Origin of the sequence: Nocardia sp. PE-7, assembly GCF_030486425.1 — a bacterium.
GTDB lineage: Bacteria > Actinomycetota > Actinomycetes > Mycobacteriales > Mycobacteriaceae > Nocardia > Nocardia salmonicida_A.
In genome coordinates, this window is record NZ_CP129614.1 from 3,068,309 (window position 1) to 3,086,663 (window position 18,355).

Genomic DNA, 18,355 nt, shown 5'->3' on the forward strand with positions numbered 1-18,355 from the left:
GTCAGAACTTCAACAGGTTGGCGTCGTCGACCGAGGTCGAGCGGCGGGCGCGGAAGATCGTCATGATGATGGCAAGGCCGACCACGACTTCGGCGGCGGCGACCACCATGGTGAAGAACGCGATCACCTGCCCGTCGAGGTTGTCGTGCAACCGGGCGAAGGTCACGAACGCCAGATTCACCGCGTTGAGCATCAGCTCCACGCACATGAACACCACGATCGCGTTGCGGCGCAACAGCACTCCCGCGGCGCCGATGGTGAACAGCAGCGCAGACAGGAACAGGTAGTTCTGGGGGTTCACCGCTTGCCTTCCTCGTCGGCCGTCGGGTTGTCGTCGCTGATCTTGTCCGCGTGCAGCGTGCCGACCGAGGCCACGGCGGCTTCGGTGTGGGCGCGGGTGCGGCGGTGACGCAGGATCGTGCTCACCGAGAGTTCGGCGAAGGAGCCGTCGGGGAGTTGGGCGGGGCTGTCGACGGCGTTGTGTCGGGCGTAGACGCCCGGTGTCGGCAGCGGAGTGGCCCGTTCGCCCGCGGTGCGGAAGCGATCGCGCGACATTTCGCGCTGCCCGCGTTTGGGGGTGAAGTGTTCGCGGTGGGCCAGCACCATCGCACCGATCGTGGCCGTGATCAGCAGTGCGCCGGTGAGTTCGAAGGCCCACACGTAGCGCAAGAAGATCAACTCGGCGAGTTCGGCGATCACGTCGCGGTCTCCGAAACCCCGGCCGGGGAAGTTCGTTCCGCTGTCGCGCAGGGCCGCCCCGATGCCGCCGATGAACAGCAACCCGAATCCGACCCCGACGATCGCGGCGGCGATGCGCTGCCCGCGCAAGGTCTCCCGCAGCGATTCCGCGGAGTCGACGCCGACGAGCATCAGTACGAACAGGAACAGCATCATCACCGCGCCCGTGTACACCACGATCTGCACCACACCCAGGAACAGCGCGCCCTGGGCGATGTAGAACACCGCGAGCGCGATCATGGTGGCGGCCAAGCACATCGCCGAATGCACGGCCTTGGCCGCGGTCACCATGCCCAGCGCGCCGAGCACCGCGATCGGGGCGAGCACCCAGAACAGCACCGCCTCACCGGTGGAGGTGTCGGCGACTTCGGCGGCCAGCATGTGTGCGGTGCTCATCGCAGTACCTCCTGCTCCGACGGTGCCGGACCGACCCGGCCCAGGTAGTAGTCGGCCGCGTCGGTGCCCGGGGCCATCGGGTGCGGCGCGGGGGTCATCCCCGGCTGCATCGGCGCCAGCAGCTGGTCCTTCTCGTAGATGAGATCGGCGCGGTTGTCGTCGGTGAGTTCGTATTCGTTGGTCATCGTCAGCGCTCGCGTCGGGCAGGCCTCGATGCACAGGCCGCAGCCGATGCAGCGCAGGTAGTTGATCTGGTAGACGCGCCCGTACCGTTCACCGGGGGAGAAGCGCTCCTCCTCGGTGTTGTCGGCGCCTTCGACGAAGATCGCGTCGGCCGGGCACGCCCACGCGCACAGCTCGCAGCCGATGCACTTCTCGAGTCCGTCCTCGTAGCGGTTGAGCTGGTGGCGACCGTGATAGCGCGGTGCGGTCGGCACCTTCTCCTCGGGGTAGGACTCGGTATTGGGCTTTTTGAACATGGTGGCCGCGGTGACCGCGAAACCGGCGAGTGGTTCGAACAGCCCGATCTGGGGTTCGTCGTTCGCGGGCCGTGCCGGCATCGGCGGGACCGGGAAACCGAGGAACACCGACGAGGTCGACGGCTCCTGTGGCGGCAAGGGCGGCAATCCCTTGCCGCGCCCGGCGCGCAGGAACATCGCGATCATCGCCGCGGTGATCACCACACCCACACCGACCAGGATCAGGTTCTGTCCGGGCAGGCCTTCGAGGTCGAGCACCCGGGCACCGGCCACGATCATCACCCACACCAGCGAGGTGGGGATGAGCAGTTTCCAGCCGAGGTTCATGAACTGGTCGTAGCGCAGGCGGGGCAGGGTGCCGCGCAGCCAGACGAACACGAACAGGAACGTCCACACCTTGAGGGTGAACCACAGCAGCGGCCACCACCCGGAGTTGGCGCCCTCCCACAGGCTGATCGGGAACGGTGCCCGCCAACCGCCGAGGAACAGGGTGGTCGCCAGCGCCGACACCGTGGCCATGTTCACGTATTCGGCGAGCATGAACATCGCGAACTTCAGCGACGAGTACTCGGTGTGGAAGCCGCCGACCAGTTCACCTTCGGCTTCGGGCAGGTCGAAAGGCGCCCGGTTGGTTTCGCCGACCATCGACACGCAGTAGATGAGGAACGAGGGCAGCAGCAAGAAGACATACCAGGTGCCTTCCTGCGCGCCGACGATCTCGGAGGTCGCCATGGTTCCCGACAGCAGGAATACCGTGGCGAAGGTCAGCGCCATCGCGATCTCGTAGGAGATCACCTGCGCGGTCGAGCGCAGGCCGCCGAGCAGCGGATACGTCGAACCCGACGACCAACCGGCCAGCACGATGCCGTACACGCCGATGGAGGTGATGGCGAGGATGTAGAGCACGGCGACCGGCATATCGGTGAGCTGCAGCGCGGTCTGGGTCCCGAAGATCGACACCTCCGGGCCCATCGGGATCACCGCGAACGCCATGAACGCCGGGATCACCGAGATGATCGGGGCGAGCACGAAGATCGGCTTGTCCACGATCGCCGGGATGATGTCTTCCTTGAGCGCCATCTTCACGCCGTCGGCGACCGACTGGAGCATGCCGCCGGGGCCGATCCGGTTGGGACCGACCCGCATCTGCATCCACGCGACGACTTTGCGTTCGGCGTAGACCGCGATCAACGGCACCAGCATCAGGTAGACGAACACGCCGAGCGCCTTGACCACCACCAGCCACAGCGGGTCGGTGCCGAAGACAGGTCCGGCCTCGGCCGCGAGGAATAGCGCTCGATCACTCATGACGGTGTTCCTTCATCCTGTCGTCGGCGCGACGCACGCGCACCACGGCGCCGGGTGTCACACCGAGTTCGGCGGCGACCGTCGAGCCGGGCGAGTGCAGCGGCAGCCACACCACCCGGTCGGGCAGGTCCGTGATCATCAGCGGCACCGAGATCTCACCGCGGTCGGTGGAGACGATGACGTGATCGGCATCGTCGGCTTCGATCTCGGCGGCGGTCGCGGCCGAGAGCCGCGCGACCGGCGGGCGGGCGATGCCGGCGAGGTTGGGTTCACCGTCTTGCAGGCGACCCGCGTCGAGCAGCATCCGCCACCCGGCGAGCACCGCGGTTCCGGGGCCGGGGGCGGGGCGGGTCTGGCTGGTGAGTTCCGGCGCCGGGATGGGTTCGCCCGTCCACGGACCGAGCGCGTCGAGTTCTGTGCGCGCGGCGGCGGGGTCGGGCAGGTTGATCGAGACGCCCATCTGCGCGGCCAGTGAGTGCAGTACCCGCAGGTCCGACATGGGGGCGGCGACGCGGCGGGTGGTGTCGAGCGAGGCCGCGGTGAAGGGGCGCGGACGGCCTTCCCAGGTGCGGAAGGTGCCGGACTTCTCCATCGCGGTCGCTACGGGGAAGACGACGTCGGCCCGTTCGGTGACGGCACTGTGCCGCATTTCGAGGCTGACGACGAACCGGGCCGCGTCGATGGCGGCCAGCGCGGCCGCCGGGTCGGGCATATCGGCCGGGTCGACACCGCCGATCACCAGCGCACCCAACTGGGCGGCGCTCGACAGTATCGCGGTGGCGTCGCGGCCCACCGTGACCGGGAGTTCCGCGGACTGCCAGCGGTGTCGAACCTGTTGGCGCGCGGCGGGATCCACCACGGGCCTGCCGCCGGGCAACAGTGCGGGCAGTGCGCCCGCTTCCAGCGCGCCGCGTTCGCCCGCGCGGCGTGGCACCCAGGCCAGCGCGGCGCCGGTGGCATCGGCCAGGCGGGTCACCGCCGACAGCGCGCCGGGGCTGCCCGCGAGCCGTTCGCCCGCCATGACGACCGCGCCGGGGGTGTTCAGCAGCGCCATGAGTTCGGTGGCATCAGCCGATGTTTCGGCCATGATCGAGGTGATGACATCGGCCTCGCCGCAGGGCGGGGTCTGGATGAGCGCGCCCGACATGCGTTCGAGACTGCGGGAGGCGAACGGCGCCAGCGACACCACCCGCTGCCCACGCGTGCGTGCGGCCTTGCGCAGCCGCAGGTAGACGATCGGCGATTCTTCTTCCGGTTCGAACCCGACCAGCAGGACGACAGGCGCCCGGTCCAGCGCCGCGAAGTCGACCTGGACACCGCGCCCGGCGACGCGGGCGGCGAGGAAGCGTTCTTCCTCCTCCGAGTGCACCCGGCTGCGGAAGTCGATGTCGTTGGTTGCCAGAACCATGCGCGCGAACTTGCTGTACGCGTAGGCCTCTTCCTCGGTGACTCGGCCGCCGACGAGCACCCCGGCATTGCCGATCGCGGCCTTCAAGCCCGCGGTGGCGGCGGTGAGGGCTTCGGGCCAGGAGGCCGAGGCGAGGACACCGTCCCAGCCGCGCACCATCGGTGTGGTGAGGCGGTCACGTTCGGTGGCGTAGGCGAAGGCCCAGCGACCCTTGTCGCAGTTCCATTCCTCGTTGACCTGCGGATCGTCACCGGCCAAGCGGCGCAACACTTTTCCCCGACGATGGTCGGTGCGTTGGGCGCAGCCGGAGGCGCAGTGCTCGCAGACACTGGGTGTGGAGACCAGGTCGAACGGGCGGGCCCGGAAACGGTAGGAGGTGCCGGTGAGCGCACCCACGGGGCAGATCTGCACGGTGTTGCCGGAGAAATAGGAGTCCAGTGGTTCGGCCTGAGCGGTGCCGACCTGTTGCAGCGCACCACGATCCATCAGTTCGATGAACGGGTCACCGGCGACCTGCTGGGAGAATCGGGTGCAGCGTGCGCACAGCACGCACCGCTCCCGGTCCAGCAGCACCGCCGTGGACAGCGGGATGGGCTTGGGGTACGTCCGCTTCTCCCCGTCGAAACGGGATTCGGCGCTGCCGGTGGACATCGCCTGGTTCTGCAGCGGACACTCGCCGCCCTTGTCGCAGACCGGGCAGTCCAGCGGATGGTTGATGAGCAGCAGTTCCATCACCCCGCGCTGGGCCTTTTCAGCGACCGGCGAGCTGATCTGGGTGCGCACGATCATGCCGTCGGTGACGGGGATCGTGCAGGAGGCGACCGGCTTTCGCTGCCCTTCGACTTCGACGAGGCACTGTCTGCACGCGCCGACGGGGTCGAGCAGGGGGTGGTCGCAGAAGCGGGGGATCTGCACGCCGATCAGTTCGGCGGCACGGATCAGCAGGGTGCCCACGGGCACCTCGATGGTGGTGTCGTCGATGGTGACACTCACCATGTCGGTGGGCACGACACCGCTGTTGTTGCCTGGCGCGATGGCTGTCATCGGTCCTCTTTCGCTGGTGCCCACACGGTCGAGGCGGCCGGGTCGAACGGGCAGCCGCCGAGTCGCTGGTGCGCGAGGTATTCCTCGCGGAAGTACTTCAGCGAGGAGAAGATCGGGCTGGCCGCGCCGTCACCGAGCGCGCAGAACGATTTGCCGTTGATGTTGTCGGCGATGTCGGCGAGCTTGTCCAGGTCGGCTTCGGTGCCTTGGCCCGCTTCGAGTCGGCGCAGCAATTGCACGAGCCAGTAGGTGCCTTCACGGCACGGTGTGCACTTGCCGCACGATTCGTGGGCGTAGAACTCGGTCCAGCGAAGGACAGCGCGGACCACGCAGGTGGTGTCGTCGAAGATCTGGAGGGCTTTGGTGCCCAACATGGATCCGGCGGCGGCGACGCCTTCGTAGTCGAGGGCCACGTCGAGGTGTTCGTCGGTGAACATCGGTGTCGACGAACCGCCGGGCGTCCAGAACTTGAGCGTGTGTCCGGCTCGCACGCCGCCCGCGTATTCGAGCAGCTCACGCAAGGTGATCCCGAGTGGTGCCTCGTACTGGCCGGGGCGGGCGACATGTCCCGACAGTGAGTACAAGGTGAATCCGGGTGACTTCTCGCTACCCATCGAGCGGAACCACTCGGTGCCGTTGCGCAGGATCGAGGGCACGCTGGCAATGGATTCCACGTTGTTGACCACCGTCGGGCACGCGTACAGGCCCGCGACGGCGGGGAACGGTGGGCGTAGTCGGGGCTGTCCGCGCCTGCCCTCGAGGGAATCGAGCAGGGCGGTTTCCTCGCCGCAGATGTAAGCGCCCGCACCGGCGTGCACGATCAGCTCGAGATCGAAGCCGGAGCCGAGGATGTCGCGGCCGAGCAGGCCCGCCGCGTAGGCCTCGGCGACCGCGGCTTGGAGCCGGCGCAGCACCGGCACCACTTCGCCGCGAACATAGATGAATGCGGTCGCGGCCCTGATGGCATACGCGGCGATCACGATGCCTTCGATGAGGGTGTGCGGGGTGGCCAGCATCAACGGAATGTCTTTGCAGGTGCCGGGTTCGGATTCGTCGGCGTTGACGACGAGGTAATGCGGTTTCGTCGTGCCGTCGGGGCCGGGGCCCTGCGGGATGAACGACCACTTCATCCCGGTGGGAAAGCCCGCTCCGCCGCGACCGCGCAGTCCCGCGTCTTTGACGGTTTGGATGACCTCGTCGGGTGTTGTCCGCAGGGCGGCGCGGAGTCCGTCGTAGCCGCCGGTCGCGCGGTAACTTTCCAGGGTCCACGAACGCGGGGTGGCCCAGTGTTCGCTGAGGACGGGGGTGAGCGTCGTCATCGAGGTCCCCCTGCCGAGTCATCCTCTGCCGCAGCGGCTTCGAGCCCTACCAGGGTGGGTGCGCCCGGTGCGCCTTCGAGGGCGCCGGGACGCTCGTCGGGGAATCCGGCGAGAATGCGAGCGGTCTCGCGGAACGTGCACAGTGGTGCGCCGCGGGTCGGGCGGACCTGGTGGCCCGCGCGCAGTGCGTCGGCGATCGCGAGTGCCGATTCGGGGGTCTGGTTGTCGAAGAATTCCCAGTTCACCATCATGACCGGGGCGTAGTCGCAGGCGGCGTTGCATTCGATGTGTTCGAGGGTGATGGCGCCGTCGGAGGTCGTCTCGCCGTGCTTGACATCCAGATGCTGTTGCAGCGCCTCGTAGATGGCGTCGCCGCCGAGGATCGCGCAGAGGGTGTTCGTGCACACGCCGACGTGGTAGTCGCCGGTGGGGGTTCGCCGGTACATCGAATAGAACGTGGCGACCGCGGTCACTTCGGCGCCGGTGAGGTTCAAGTGATCGGCGCAGAAGTCGATGCCGGTGCCGGTCACGTACCCTTCCTCGGCTTGCACCAGGTGCAGCAGGGGAAGGAGCGCGGAGCGGGGGTGCGGATAGCGGGTGATGATCTCCTTCGCGTCCAGTTCGAGCCGTTCGCGCACATGCGGCGGATACGGTTCGGGACGGGCGCTGAGGCTCAGGAGAATCGGTGTGCTGGTGGGGTTTTCGGCGTTCATCGGTCTACTCCGCCCATGACGGGGTCGATGCTGGCGACGGAGGCGATGACATCGGCGACCATGCCGCCCTCGCACATCGCCGCGACCGCTTGCAGGTTGGTGAAGGAGGGGTCGCGGTAGTGCACCCGGTAGGGCTGGGTGCTGCCGTCGCTGACCATGTGCACACCCAGTTCCCCACGCGGGGACTCCACCGCCGTGTACACCTGTCCCGCGGGCACTCTGATGCCTTCGGTGACGAGCTTGAAGTGGTGGATCAGCGATTCCATGGAGGTGCCCATGATCTTGCCGATGTGCTTGGGCGAATTGCCGAGTCCGTCGGGGCCCAGTTCCAGGTCGGCGGGCCAGGCGATCTTCTTGTCGTCGATCATCACCGGACCGGGCCGCAGCTTGTCCAGGCACTGTTCGACGATCTTGATCGACTCGGCCATTTCGGCGACCCGGATGATGTAGCGGCCGTAGCAGTCGCACCCGGTGGTGGTCGGGATGTCGAATTCGTAGTTCTCGTAGCCGCAGTAGGGATCCGATTTGCGCAGGTCGTGCGGCAGGCCGGTGGCGCGCAGGACGGGGCCGGTGATGCCGAGGGCCATGCAGCCGGTGAGATCGAGGTAGCCGATGTCCTGGGTGCGCTTCTTCCAGATCGGGTTGGCGCTGAGCAGGTGCTCCATATCGCGGAGCCGACCGGGCAGCAGGTCGAGGAGTTCGCGGACTTTGGTGACGCCGTCGTCGGGCAGATCCTGGGCCAGCCCGCCGGGGCGGATGTAGGCGTGGTTCATCCGCAGGCCGGTGATGGTTTCGAAGACGTCGAGGATGAGCTCGCGTTCTCGGAAGCCGAACAGCATCGGGGTGAGCGCGCCCAGTTCCATGCCGCCGGTGGCCAGCGCTACCAGGTGCGAGGAGATGCGGTTGAGCTCCATCAGTAGCACTCGCACCACGGTGGCGCGTTCGGGGATCTGCTCGGTGATGTCGAGGAGCTTCTCCACGCCGAGGCAGTAGGCGGTTTCGTTGAAGAACGGGGACAGGTAGTCCATCCGGGTCACGAAGGTGACGCCCTGGGTCCAGTTGCGGAATTCCAGGTTCTTCTCGATACCGGTGTGCAGGTAGCCGATGCCGCAGCGGGCCTCGGTGACGGTTTCGCCTTCGATCTCGAGGATCAGGCGCAGCACCCCGTGCGTGGACGGATGCTGTGGGCCCATGTTCACCACGATGCGTTCTTCGGCGCCGCCGTCGATCACTTCGCTGACCTGGTCCCAGTCCTGGCCTGCGACGGTCACTACCGGTGGTTCGTCACGGCGGAAATCGGTGTCGGTCATCAGCTGTAGGTCCTCCGCTCGTCGGGCGGCGGTATGCGCGCGCCCTTGTACTCCACCGGGATCCCGCCGAGCGGGTAGTCCTTGCGCTGCGGATGGCCGCGCCAGTCGTCGGGCATGGTGATGCGGGTCAGGGAGGGGTGCCCGTCGAAGAGGATGCCGAAGAAGTCGTAGGTTTCGCGTTCGTGCCAGTCGGTCGTCGGATAGACCGAGAACAGCGACGGAATGTGCGGATCGGCATCGGGCGCCGACACTTCCACGCGGACGCGCCGACCGTGGGTGATCGACTTCAAGTGATAGACCGCGTGCAGTTCGCGGCCTTCGTCGTCGGGATAGTGCACGCCGTTGACGCCGAGGCACAGCTCGAATCGCAGGGTGCTGTCGTCGCGCAGCGTGCTCGCGACGGCGACGAGATGTTCGCGCTTCACGTGCAGGGTGAGTTCGTCGCGGAACACCACGATCTTCTCGATCACGGTGTCGAAGGCGATGACTCGTCCCACGAGTGCGGCGCGCAACGTGCCGACGAATGCGTCGAACCACCCGCCGTACGGGGGCGGGGTGCCCGCGGGCAACGTGACCGGGGTGACCAGACCGCCGTAGCCGGACGTGTCACCGGTGCCGGTGACGCCGAACATGCCTCGGCGGGTACCGATCACCTCGTCCTCGGCCGGTTTCGGCGGCGGCTGCACGGGTGATTCCTCCGGAACTTCTTGTCCCGCGGGGTTGTCGGTGCTGTCGGGGGAATCGAAGGTCATCGCAGCAGACCCTCCATCCGGATGGTCGGCGTGCTGGCCAGCGCGGCCGCCTCGGCGGCGCGGATCGCCTCCTCGCGGTTGACGCCCATCGGCATCTCGGCGATTTTCGCGTGCAATGCCAGGATCGCGTTGAGCAGCATCTCCGGGCGCGGCGGGCAGCCGGGCAGGTAGATGTCGACCGGGACGATGTGGTCGACGCCCTGCACGATGGCGTAGTTGTTGAACATGCCACCCGAGGACGCGCAGACCCCCATGGCCAGCACCCATTTCGGCTCGGTCATCTGGTCGTAGACCTGCCGCAGTACCGGCGCCATCTTCTGGCTCACCCGGCCCGCCACGATCATCAGGTCGGCCTGACGCGGTGAGGCGCGGAACGCTTCCATGCCGAAGCGGGCGATATCGAATCGTCCGGCACCGGTGGCCATCATCTCGATCGCGCAGCACGCCAACCCGAACGTCGCGGGCCAGACCGAGCCCTTACGCAGGTAGCCGGCGAAATCTTCGACCGTGCTCAGCAGGAACCCGCTGGGCAGTTTCTCTTCGAGACCCATTATTTCCCACTCATTCCCAGCTGAGGCCGCCGCGACGCCACTCGTAGGCGTAGGCGACAGACACATTGACGATGAACAGCGCCATCGCGGCGAGACCGAACAGCCCGAGCGTGTCGAAATGCACCGCCCACGGGTAGAGGAACACGATCTCGATGTCGAAGATGATGAACAGCATCGCCGTCAGGTAGTACTTCACCGGAAAGCGCTGTCCTGCTGCATTTCCCGGGCCACCGGCGATGGCGTGCGGGGTCGGCTCGATGCCGCATTCATAGGGTTCGAGTTTGGCCCGGTTGTAGCGTTTCGGGCCGATCAGCGACGCCATGATGACGGAGAACACCGCGAACGCCGCGGCGATGGCGCCGAGTACGAGTGCGGGCACCTCGATGTTCACGACTGCACTTCCCCTCCTCGCTGGAGCAGGCCGAGCCGTGTGGCCCGGCCGCGGACGGCAGCTTTCGGCGAGACGGGGCCGACAACGTTGTCCGCCGAACGGGGGCTCGCGCAAGGCTGTGCAGCGATGGCGGAGCGTTATACAAGTGCCCGTGCTCGTGTGAGCTAGAGCACAGAGTACCGCCGTTTCGGGGCTCCGCCGCACGTTTCCGTGGCGGGGTTTGATCGATATCGGTACCGTGATTCATGAGCGATACGGGGGTAATCATGTGCGGGCATGCGGCAGTGAACCGCTGGCGTTACCAGTGGTGATAGGCAGAAAGGTACGAAGCGGACTATCCGACGGTGCGGGACGATGTCCGCCAGGCTCCCGGTCAGCGGGCGAGCAGGACCGCCGCGACCGCGTTGGTGAGCTGCATGGCGTCGATCGGGTGCGAGACGGCGGCCTCGGCACGCGACCAGTTGGCCAGCCAGGCGTCGTCGGGGCGACCGGTGAGCACGACCACCGGCGGGCACTGGTCGATCTCGTCCTTGAGTTGCTTGGCGATGCCGAGGCCGCCGGTCGGGGCGGATTCACCGTCGAGGATGGCCAGATCGATCCCCCCGGCATCCATCTGTTCGATGACCACCGGCGCGGTGGCCACCTCGAAGAAGTCGAGCTCGGGTAGATCGGCGCGCGGCCTGCGACCCAGCGCCAGGATCACCTGTTGGCGGGTATCGGCATCGTTGCTGTAGACCAGCACACGCAGAGGGGTGGAACCATTGGATTCGGCCACGCTCGGATCGTACGTCCGGGAATGGCGCCACCGTGGCAGGTTCGTCGGATCGACCAGTCGCACAGGGGTATCGGTGGTGTCTCGCCGTCTGGGGATCGGTATGTCGAAGTGGTGCGGCGCTACCAGTTGCCGTCTTGGACGGCGTTGTCGCCCAACGGAATCACCGGAAGGCCGTATCCGATGGGCGGATTGGGATGTTCGTCGGCGAGCCAGTTCCCGGTCGGTTTCACGTCGGCGAGCTCGGCCGAGGGTGGTAGGTCGTCGGAATCGGCGGCGTAGTAGTCGAACCACGGCAGGCCGTTGGCGGCGTATGCCTGGGCGGTTATCGGGGTTGGGGGCGCGGGTTCGCCGGTGATCTGTTGCCATTCGGCGGCGGAGGCGAGATGGACGAAAATCCTGCCGTCGGCGTCGGGGCGATAGTCGTCGATGGGGCGGGTATCTACGTAGATCTCCTGGCGCATCGTTCCGCCGGCACCGAGGCCCATCTTCCTGGCCACGGGCAGACCCGCCGGCGCCGCACCCCGCGACGCAGGAGCGCTGGGCGCGCTGACGGGCATCGGCCCACCATTGGGCGCTGCGCCGTAGGCGACCGAGGCCCACGGCGGTTGGGCGACCGGGGCCGGTGCGGCTCGCAGGCGCTCCTGCCGGGCGCGCTCCTGCTGCTCCCACACTTCTCGCGCGGCGTCGGCCAACCCGTGCACCGACAACTGCACGCCGCCCCATTGTTCAGTCCCGGTGACCTGGCCTTCGACGGTCGCCCCGAGGCCCATCGGCACCGCGACGAACTGGCGGACGGTTCCCTGTCCTGAATTGATTCCGTCCAGCCACGGCTGTTCGGGCAGCGGCAGGTAGTTCTGCGGGTCCTTCGAGAGGATGTCGCTCCACGGCTTACCCGAGACCGCGCAGACTTTGCCGACGGCGACCTTCAGCGCGGTCGGTGCGGTGGCGGAGAAGCGCAGCCACATGGCCTCGCGCTGGTAGACCGGCAACATCACCCCACCGCGTTCGCGCCATTCCTCGGGCACGGTGTCGGGGTAGTCGTCGACCCGTCGCAGCGGGAAGGTGCCGAGGCCGGGCGGCAACGGATAGGTGCCGGTCTCCGGCAGCCGCAAGGTTCGCACGAACGTCACCCGGACACCGCCCGGCAATTCGAGCGCGTCCCCCGCCAGCTTCACCGCAGTTGCCATGTCCCACCCCTTCATTCGACTGTCCCCAGGCGGCGACCGCGCCTGGCGACAAACGTACCGACGGCGCCGACGGCCGTCTACTAGGATCAGTGGCTCACTGCGTCGTCCAACTCTGCCAGCAACCGAGCTTTCGATCGTGCCCCGACGAGGGTGCGCAGCAGTTGGCCGTCGCGGAAGAGCAGCAGCGTCGGAGCCGCCATGACTCGGTAGTTGCGGGCGGTGAGCGGGTTTTCGTCGGCATTGAGTGTACGCACGGCGAGGGTGTCCGCGCGTTCGCGCGCGACCTCGGCCAGCACCGGCGCGATCATCTTGCACGAAGGGCACCACGTAGCCCAGACGTCCACGAGCACGAGGCCGGGGTGCGCGAGAACATCTCGATCGAATGTTTCATCGGTGACCGCGACGGTGCCGACGATCGCAGAACTCTGAGTCATCATGATTCCTTCGGTTCGGTGGGGTGGTCGCGCAGCCATTCGAGAACTTGCTCGGCGTGGCGATCGGGTGGGAACACGGGATAGAAGACGTGCTCGATCACCGCGTCACGGATGACGAGAGTTATGCGCTTGAACAGCTCGTCGTCGTCAGCGGTGAATGTCGGGATCGACAGTTCGTCGGCCAGGCGCAGCTCCGGATCGGAGAGCATGGTGAACGGCAGGCCCAGCCGGTCGACGACCTCGCGCTGATAGTCGGAGTCCTGGCTGGACAGACCGAACACTCGGTGCACTCCGAGGGCGAGAAGGTCGTCGTGATGGTCGCGGAAACCGCAGGCCTGCGCCGTGCAACCGCGGGCACCGGGGATCGTGGCCCAGCTCGTCGGAAGGTCGGCGTCGGGGCGGCCGGTCAGCGGATAGATGTAGACGACGATCCGGCCGGTCGAGGCCGCCAAATCCGTTGCTACTCCGTCGGTGCCGTCGAAACTCAGAGAAGGTACTCGCAGTCCGGGCAGGTGCGCCGCCGCTCCGTCGTCGACCGGTTCGAGCCGCGGTGTCCGTACTACGGTCGCCGCGCCGGGCCACGGGAGCATTCGAGTGGTGGTGTGGCGGTGGGCGGCGTCGCGGAGTCGATCGGCGAGGGCGTCTCTGCGGGCGGTGAGTGCTGCGATTTCGGTGTTCAGTGCGTCGATGGTGCGCTGGTATTCGGCCAGAGAGGCGGGGCAGTCGTCTACGTGTTCGCTGCCTGTGGCCAGGCAGTCCAGGAACGGGCGCGTCTCCTCCACCGGGATTCCCAGGCGGTTCAGGGATCGGATTTCCTGCACCAGTCGGACGGTGTGGTCGTCGTATTCACGGAAGCCGTTGGGGTGGCGTTCCGGCGCGACCAGCCCCAAAGCCTCGTACCGCCTGATGGCTTTGGGGCTGAGCTGGGCCAGCCGCGCAAGCTCTCCGATCCTCATGCAGCGAATGTAAACGCTGCCCCCAGGGGCAAGGTCAAGCATGAAGGCCGATCGAGGCCATGCGAACAACCGCGCCGCGTTCCAGGCGCCCCTCGGCTAGAGCTGTCGAGAGAATGAGGTGTTCGGCCATGCTAGGGGCGGTGGGTGTCGGGAGAGGTCACATTGATTGTGGGCGGGTTGTGAGCCATTCTGGAAAGGGCAAGGGACACACCGGATTTCACAGGGGGTTGTTGCCGAATGCCGAATGGGCTGAAAACGCTTACTCGCTACACGATCGAGGAAGAACATCGGCATCCCGGTTCGTCGGGGGAATTCTCCGCGCTGGTCAATGTGGTGGCTACGGCGGCGAAAATCATTGCCAATCAGGTGACGCGTGGGGCGATCATCGGGTCCGGGGTCGACGACAAGTCATCGGTGAGTGGGCGGCTCGATGTGCTGACCGACGAGATCATGGTGGGGCAGACGCAGTGGTCCGGGCATTTGTCGGGGCTGTTGTCCGAGCAGCACGCGACGGTATTACCCGCCGCTCAGCGGAGGGGAAAGTATCTGCTGGCCTATGACGCGTTGGACGGGTCGAGCAATATCGACGTGAATCTGCCGGTCGGTTCGATTTTCAGCATTCTGCGGGCGCCGGAGGCGGTGGTCGCCGGCGACGCCGAACCGACCGAGGCCGACTTCCTGCAACCGGGTGTGGAGCAGGTGTGCGCGGGCTTCACGCTGTACGGGCCCGCGACCATGCTGGTGCTCACCACCGGCAGCGGGGTCGACGGGTTCACCCTCGATCGGGAGATCGGGGCGTTCGTGTTGACCCACCCGCAGATGCGAATCCCGCAGGACACTTCGGGATTCGCGATCAATGCCGCCAATGAGCGGTTCTGGGAGCGGCCGGTGCGCAGGTATGTGCTCGAGTGTCTGGAGGGTGTGGAGGGCCCGCGCGGACGCGATTTCAATATGCGGTGGGTGGCGTCGCTGGTGGCCGACACGTTCCACATCCTGACCAGGGGCGGGCTGTATCTGTACCCGCGCGATACCCGCAATCCCGCACTGCCGGGCCGTGTTTCGCTGCTGTACGGGGCGAATCCGATCGCGTTCATCGTCGAGCAGGCGGGTGGGGCGGCGACCACCGGGCACGAGCGAATGATGGAGGTGCCCCCGGCCGAGATGCATCAGCGGGTGCCGTTCATCTTCGGTTCCCGCAACGAGGTGCTGCGCATCGAGCGTTATCACCGGGAACCGGACGCGGGCAAGCGGTTCGACAGTTCGCTGTTCGGGACGAGGTCACTGTTCCGGGCGGCCAGGCACGACCAGCGCACCTAGCTCCGCGACCGGCCCAGCACTTTTCGGCTGATCAGGCCGGGTCCTGGTCGCGTTCTTCCTGTTGCCTGCGGGCTTCGCGACGTTGCTGTTCGGCACGCTCGCGCAGGCCGCGCAGGAAGTCCTCGTCGTCGTCGGGATTCGACGCCACCCGGCGGCCCGGTCGGTCGTATTCGCCGAAAGAGGTGTTCGACGCGGGCCGCGACTCCCCGACCGGCCTGCCCGCGAACAACCACAGCAGCGCGCCTATCGTGGGAATCAGAACGACGACGATGATCCAGCCCATTTTCGGGAGGTGCCGGATGCCCGCGTCGGGACTGGTGATGATGTCGACCAGGCAATACACCCACAGGGCAAGGGTCAAGAAGCCGATGACGGCGTAATGCATCGCGGTTGTCCTCTTCGGGAATCGATGGTCGGAGGGCAGCTGTCGCCGAAGCCCCCGGGGCAGTAAGAATGCCGCACCTCGGGCTTGCGCGCGAATTCGGGGTCAGTCGGGTAGTAGCGGGACCGAAATGCCTTCGCCGCTGCGCAACAGGGCGGCGCGGGTGACGGCAGTGGAGCCGAAGCGGCGACGCAAGTCGTCGAGGGTGGCGTCGAGGGTGTTCTCGGCGCGCGCCTCCAAGGGCAGGGTGAGCTGCATGGTGTCGGCATCGTCGAGGTTGGTCAGCGACAGACCGATCAGGGTGATGCCGCGTTCGGTGATCAGCGGTTGGGCGGCGTGCAGGAGCAGGCGAGCGGCATGGCGGATCGCGGTGGAGGAATCGGTGGCCTCGACGAGGGTGTGCGAGCGGGTGGCCCTGGTGAAGTCGTCGAAACGTAAGCGCAGCACCACTGTTCGGCATACGCGGTCGGCGGCGCGCAGGCGGCGGCCGAGTCGATCGGTGAGGCCGTCGAGGTAGGCGGCGATCTCTTCGGGCGCGCGGGGGCGGCGACCGAGGGCACGTTGGGCACCGATCGAGCGGCGTCGTTTGCCGGTTTCCACCCGACGTGGATCGCGCGCCCAGGACAGCGCGAACAGGTGACGGGCCGCGGCAGGACCCAGAATCGCACGCAGATGGGGTTCGCCGAGTTCGGCGAGCTGGCCGATACGGGTGATGCCGTTGGCGTGCAGGGTCGCCGACGTGACTTTGCCGACGCCCCATAATCGTTCCACCGGCAGTGGGTGCAAGAAGTCGAGTTCTTTGCCGGGTTCGACCAGGCGCAACCCGTCGGGTTTGGCGACGGCGGAGGCGACTTTGGCGAGGAACTTGTTGCGCGCGATGCCCACCGAGATGGGCAGGCCGACCTGCGCGGCTATCTGCGCGCGCAACCGGTGGCCGATCTCGATCGGCTCCCCGCTGATCCGGCGCAACCCACTGACGTCGAGGAACGCCTCGTCGATCGAGATCCCCTCCACCACCGGAGTGGTGTCGTGGAATACCGCGAAGACCGCCTTGCTCGCCTCGGCATAGGCCGGCATCCGCGGCGGCACGACGATCGCGTGCGGACACAACCGCAGCGCCTGCCCGGCATTCATGGGAGTGCGGATACCGAACGCCTTGGCCTCGTAACTGGCCGCGAGCACCACCCCGCCGCCCACGATGACCGGTTTGCCACGCAGCCACGGCTGATCGCGTTGTTCGACCGAGGCGTAGAACGAGTCGAGGTCGGCGTGCAGGATCGAGGCCTCGGCGCGGGACTGGATTCGCGGGTGACGGGGGGCGACGGAATCGGACACGAACATATGTTCGCATCGGGGTATGACGAGTTCGGTCGGGTCAGGGCGCGGCGGTGGTCTTTGCGCGCAAATTCTCGGCGAACGCGCGGGCGGCGGTGAGGTCGGCGGCGTCGGGGTGGGCTTTGTGGATGCCGCCGACCAGGCGCAGCGGTAGCCAGGTGTCGAAGCCGCGGCAGCCGAAGGCGTCGATCACGTCGAATCCCTTGCGCTCGATGTCGCGGGTCAGGGTGGTGACATACCGGCGAATCGGTGTTTCCGGGAATCCGCTGGTGCGGAAGACGAACGCCTTGCCCCGGTGGCCGGTCGGCAGCCCGGCGACGAAGCGGCGCAGTTCGGGGTGGAAAGCCATCGTGTAGATGCCCGAACCGAAGCCGACGAGGTCGCAGTCGGCGAGCTCGGCGGGGTCGACGTCGGCGGGGGCGAGAACCCGGCCGTCGAGCACCTGGTTCATGGCCTCGGCGACGCGCTGGGTGTTGCCGTGCGACACCGACTTGCACACGAGGATGACCTTCATGGGATGGTCCTTTCGTTCCGCTGCGATTGCTGGACACACTCGAAGACACCGCTCGGGGTCCCAGCGTGACACGCTCGTGTGGTGTCCTCGGTCACAGCACGCGATCTAGGGCAGGTCGGCGGCGATGTCGAGGGACCGGATGACATCGACCGTCCGCAGCTTGTCGGGATTGCGGACCGCGTAGAGGCCGGTGATGAGGTCGTCGATCAGCTCGACCACCAGCACCGTGTCCAGGTCGCCGTTCCTCGACCGGACGAGCACCGCGGGTTGGGCGTTGAAATTGCCGAATTCGACAGTCGCGCCCGCCATCGAGTTCTGTGCCAGCCCGATCATGAACCGCGCGACGGACTCGGCGCCGATGATCGGGCGGCGTGCGGCGGAGACGCGGCCGCCGCCATCGGAGATCTCGACGACGTCGGGCGCGAGCACTGCCAGCAGGGCGCCGACATCGCCGGTGTGGGCGGCGAGCAGGAAACGGCCGATCACCGCCCGGCTGGTGTCGGAGTCGGGTTGGAAGCGTCGGCGCCGCGCCGCGACGTGCGTGCGGGCCCGGTGGGCGATCTGACGCACGGCGGTGTCGGATTTGTCGATCATGTCCGCGATCTCGCGGTGGCTGTGTCCGAACACTTCCGACAGGACGAACACCGCACGCTCGGTGGGTCCGAGGGTTTCCAGCACGAGCAACATCGCCATCGACACCGACTCCGCCAGCAGCACGTCGTGGTCGGCATCGGGGGTGGTGCGGATCGGTTCGGGCAGCCAGGTGCCGATGTAGTCCTCGCGGCGCCGCCGGACCGAGCGGAGATGGTTGATCGCCTGGCGGGTGACGATCTGCACCAGATACGCGCGCGGGTGGGTCACCGCTGTCGCCTCGCGCCAGCGAAGGTAGCTGTCCTGCACCACATCTTCGGCATCGGCGGCGCAGCCCAGGATTTCGTAGGCGATCGTGAACAGCAGCGGCCGGAAGGTGGTGAACGTGTCGAGCTCGGTCATCGGGCCACCCCTGCCAACCTCATACGCCGATGATTCCGGGCGATGGCGAGTCG

Annotated in this window: 19 protein-coding genes and 1 pseudogene; 1 reads left to right on the forward strand and 19 read right to left on the reverse strand. The window is 67.1% G+C overall.

Translation table 11 applies throughout. The features are described 5' to 3' along the window. Position 1: 1 nt before the first annotated feature. The 15 genes and pseudogenes from nuoK to QX204_RS14485 all read right to left on the reverse strand — a co-directional run bounded on the left by nuoK (position 2) and on the right by QX204_RS14485 (position 13,761). Positions 2-301 (reverse strand): NADH-quinone oxidoreductase subunit NuoK, encoded by a 300-nt coding sequence (gene nuoK / locus QX204_RS14415; protein ID WP_056819797.1) that lies wholly within the window; start codon positions 299-301, stop codon positions 2-4. Continuing rightward, positions 298-1,134, reverse strand: a complete 837-nt coding sequence (locus tag QX204_RS14420; protein WP_301907317.1) for an NADH-quinone oxidoreductase subunit J — start codon at positions 1,132-1,134, stop codon at positions 298-300. Before QX204_RS14420 ends, nuoK begins: the two co-directional genes overlap by 4 nt. Further along, entirely contained in the window at positions 1,131-1,694 is a 564-nt protein-coding gene (nuoI, locus tag QX204_RS14425) for an NADH-quinone oxidoreductase subunit NuoI (protein WP_357214233.1), read from the reverse strand. The genes QX204_RS14420 and nuoI overlap by 4 nt, the downstream gene beginning before the upstream one ends. Then, positions 1,683-2,921 (reverse strand): annotated as a pseudogene (gene nuoH / locus QX204_RS14430) (NADH-quinone oxidoreductase subunit NuoH); the annotation flags it as partial. The gene nuoI and the pseudogene nuoH, both read right to left, overlap by 12 nt. Next, positions 2,914-5,373 (reverse strand): NADH-quinone oxidoreductase subunit G, encoded by a 2,460-nt coding sequence (locus tag QX204_RS14435; protein ID WP_301907318.1) that lies wholly within the window; start codon positions 5,371-5,373, stop codon positions 2,914-2,916. The gene QX204_RS14435 and the pseudogene nuoH, both read right to left, overlap by 8 nt. Continuing rightward, entirely contained in the window at positions 5,370-6,692 is a 1,323-nt protein-coding gene (nuoF, locus tag QX204_RS14440; protein ID WP_301907319.1) for an NADH-quinone oxidoreductase subunit NuoF, read from the reverse strand. The genes QX204_RS14435 and nuoF overlap by 4 nt, the downstream gene beginning before the upstream one ends. Further along, on the reverse strand, positions 6,689-7,405 hold the full coding sequence (gene nuoE, locus QX204_RS14445) for an NADH-quinone oxidoreductase subunit NuoE (protein WP_301907320.1): 717 nt from the start codon (positions 7,403-7,405) through the stop codon (positions 6,689-6,691). The genes nuoF and nuoE overlap by 4 nt, the downstream gene beginning before the upstream one ends. Continuing rightward, positions 7,402-8,715, reverse strand: coding sequence for an NADH dehydrogenase (quinone) subunit D (gene nuoD / locus QX204_RS14450; RefSeq protein ID WP_301907323.1), 1,314 nt, complete (start codon positions 8,713-8,715; stop codon positions 7,402-7,404). The genes nuoE and nuoD overlap by 4 nt, the downstream gene beginning before the upstream one ends. Beyond that, complete coding sequence (locus QX204_RS14455) at positions 8,715-9,467, reverse strand: NADH-quinone oxidoreductase subunit C (RefSeq protein WP_301907325.1); 753 nt, start codon at positions 9,465-9,467, stop codon at positions 8,715-8,717. The genes nuoD and QX204_RS14455 overlap by 1 nt, the downstream gene beginning before the upstream one ends. Beyond that, positions 9,464-10,018, reverse strand: coding sequence for a NuoB/complex I 20 kDa subunit family protein (locus tag QX204_RS14460; protein WP_056819813.1), 555 nt, complete (start codon positions 10,016-10,018; stop codon positions 9,464-9,466). Before QX204_RS14460 ends, QX204_RS14455 begins: the two co-directional genes overlap by 4 nt. Positions 10,019-10,028: 10 nt before the next feature. Further along, positions 10,029-10,409 (reverse strand): NADH-quinone oxidoreductase subunit A, encoded by a 381-nt coding sequence (locus QX204_RS14465; RefSeq protein ID WP_056819816.1) that lies wholly within the window; start codon positions 10,407-10,409, stop codon positions 10,029-10,031. 373 nt (positions 10,410-10,782) lie between these two features. Then, positions 10,783-11,184: an Rv3143 family two-component system response regulator gene (locus QX204_RS14470; protein ID WP_131816457.1), complete on the reverse strand. Its 402-nt coding sequence runs from the start codon at positions 11,182-11,184 to the stop codon at positions 10,783-10,785. Between the two features lie 119 nt (positions 11,185-11,303). Beyond that, positions 11,304-12,371, reverse strand: coding sequence for a hypothetical protein (locus QX204_RS14475; protein ID WP_301907328.1), 1,068 nt, complete (start codon positions 12,369-12,371; stop codon positions 11,304-11,306). A gap of 86 nt (positions 12,372-12,457) precedes the next feature. Next, a complete protein-coding gene (locus QX204_RS14480; protein WP_301907329.1) occupies positions 12,458-12,805 on the reverse strand; it encodes a thioredoxin family protein in 348 nt (115 codons plus the stop codon). Further along, positions 12,805-13,761, reverse strand: coding sequence for a redoxin family protein (locus QX204_RS14485; protein ID WP_301907331.1), 957 nt, complete (start codon positions 13,759-13,761; stop codon positions 12,805-12,807). The genes QX204_RS14480 and QX204_RS14485 overlap by 1 nt, the downstream gene beginning before the upstream one ends. Before the next feature lie 237 nt (positions 13,762-13,998). On the opposite strand from QX204_RS14485, the gene QX204_RS14490 reads away from it, so the two are divergent. Further along, the gene (locus QX204_RS14490; protein ID WP_301907333.1) at positions 13,999-15,078 is read left to right on the forward strand and encodes a class 1 fructose-bisphosphatase; all 1,080 of its coding nucleotides are present in this window, start codon (positions 13,999-14,001) and stop codon (positions 15,076-15,078) included. 31 nt (positions 15,079-15,109) lie between these two features. Here QX204_RS14490 and QX204_RS14495 read toward each other — a convergent pair whose 3' ends face one another. From QX204_RS14495 to QX204_RS14510, 4 genes are all read right to left on the reverse strand, one after another. After that, positions 15,110-15,463 carry a PLD nuclease N-terminal domain-containing protein gene (locus QX204_RS14495; RefSeq protein WP_301907334.1) on the reverse strand — a complete coding sequence of 118 codons (354 nt, stop codon included), beginning with the start codon at positions 15,461-15,463 and terminating at the stop codon, positions 15,110-15,112. Between the two features lie 102 nt (positions 15,464-15,565). Then, a complete protein-coding gene (gene dinB, locus QX204_RS14500; protein ID WP_301907336.1) occupies positions 15,566-16,801 on the reverse strand; it encodes a DNA polymerase IV in 1,236 nt (411 codons plus the stop codon). A gap of 34 nt (positions 16,802-16,835) precedes the next feature. Further along, positions 16,836-17,309, reverse strand: a complete 474-nt coding sequence (locus QX204_RS14505) for a flavodoxin family protein (protein WP_301907337.1) — start codon at positions 17,307-17,309, stop codon at positions 16,836-16,838. A gap of 105 nt (positions 17,310-17,414) precedes the next feature. Further along, complete coding sequence (locus tag QX204_RS14510; RefSeq protein ID WP_301907339.1) at positions 17,415-18,302, reverse strand: RNA polymerase sigma-70 factor; 888 nt, start codon at positions 18,300-18,302, stop codon at positions 17,415-17,417. Positions 18,303-18,355 lie beyond the last annotated feature (53 nt).

Excerpts from the sequence above, each read along its gene's own strand:
- QX204_RS14420 (WP_301907317.1), bottom strand. The coding sequence starts at position 1,134 with ATGAGCACCGCACACATGCTGGCCGCCGAAGTCGCCGACACCTCCACC.
- nuoI (WP_357214233.1), bottom strand. The coding sequence starts at position 1,694 with ATGCCGGCACGGCCCGCGAACGACGAACCCCAGATCGGGCTGTTCGAA.
- QX204_RS14435 (WP_301907318.1), bottom strand. The coding sequence starts at position 5,373 with ATGACAGCCATCGCGCCAGGCAACAACAGCGGTGTCGTGCCCACCGAC.
- nuoF (WP_301907319.1), bottom strand. The coding sequence starts at position 6,692 with ATGACGACGCTCACCCCCGTCCTCAGCGAACACTGGGCCACCCCGCGT.
- nuoE (WP_301907320.1), bottom strand. The coding sequence starts at position 7,405 with ATGAACGCCGAAAACCCCACCAGCACACCGATTCTCCTGAGCCTCAGC.
- nuoD (WP_301907323.1), bottom strand. The coding sequence starts at position 8,715 with ATGACCGACACCGATTTCCGCCGTGACGAACCACCGGTAGTGACCGTC.
- QX204_RS14455 (WP_301907325.1), bottom strand. The coding sequence starts at position 9,467 with ATGACCTTCGATTCCCCCGACAGCACCGACAACCCCGCGGGACAAGAA.
- QX204_RS14460 (WP_056819813.1), bottom strand. The coding sequence starts at position 10,018 with ATGGGTCTCGAAGAGAAACTGCCCAGCGGGTTCCTGCTGAGCACGGTC.
- QX204_RS14475 (WP_301907328.1), bottom strand. The coding sequence starts at position 12,371 with ATGGCAACTGCGGTGAAGCTGGCGGGGGACGCGCTCGAATTGCCGGGC.
- QX204_RS14480 (WP_301907329.1), bottom strand. The coding sequence starts at position 12,805 with ATGACTCAGAGTTCTGCGATCGTCGGCACCGTCGCGGTCACCGATGAA.
- QX204_RS14485 (WP_301907331.1), bottom strand. The coding sequence starts at position 13,761 with ATGAGGATCGGAGAGCTTGCGCGGCTGGCCCAGCTCAGCCCCAAAGCC.
- QX204_RS14490 (WP_301907333.1), top strand. The coding sequence starts at position 13,999 with ATGCCGAATGGGCTGAAAACGCTTACTCGCTACACGATCGAGGAAGAA.
- QX204_RS14495 (WP_301907334.1), bottom strand. The coding sequence starts at position 15,463 with ATGCATTACGCCGTCATCGGCTTCTTGACCCTTGCCCTGTGGGTGTAT.
- dinB (WP_301907336.1), bottom strand. The coding sequence starts at position 16,801 with ATGTTCGTGTCCGATTCCGTCGCCCCCCGTCACCCGCGAATCCAGTCC.
- QX204_RS14505 (WP_301907337.1), bottom strand. The coding sequence starts at position 17,309 with ATGAAGGTCATCCTCGTGTGCAAGTCGGTGTCGCACGGCAACACCCAG.
- QX204_RS14510 (WP_301907339.1), bottom strand. The coding sequence starts at position 18,302 with ATGACCGAGCTCGACACGTTCACCACCTTCCGGCCGCTGCTGTTCACG.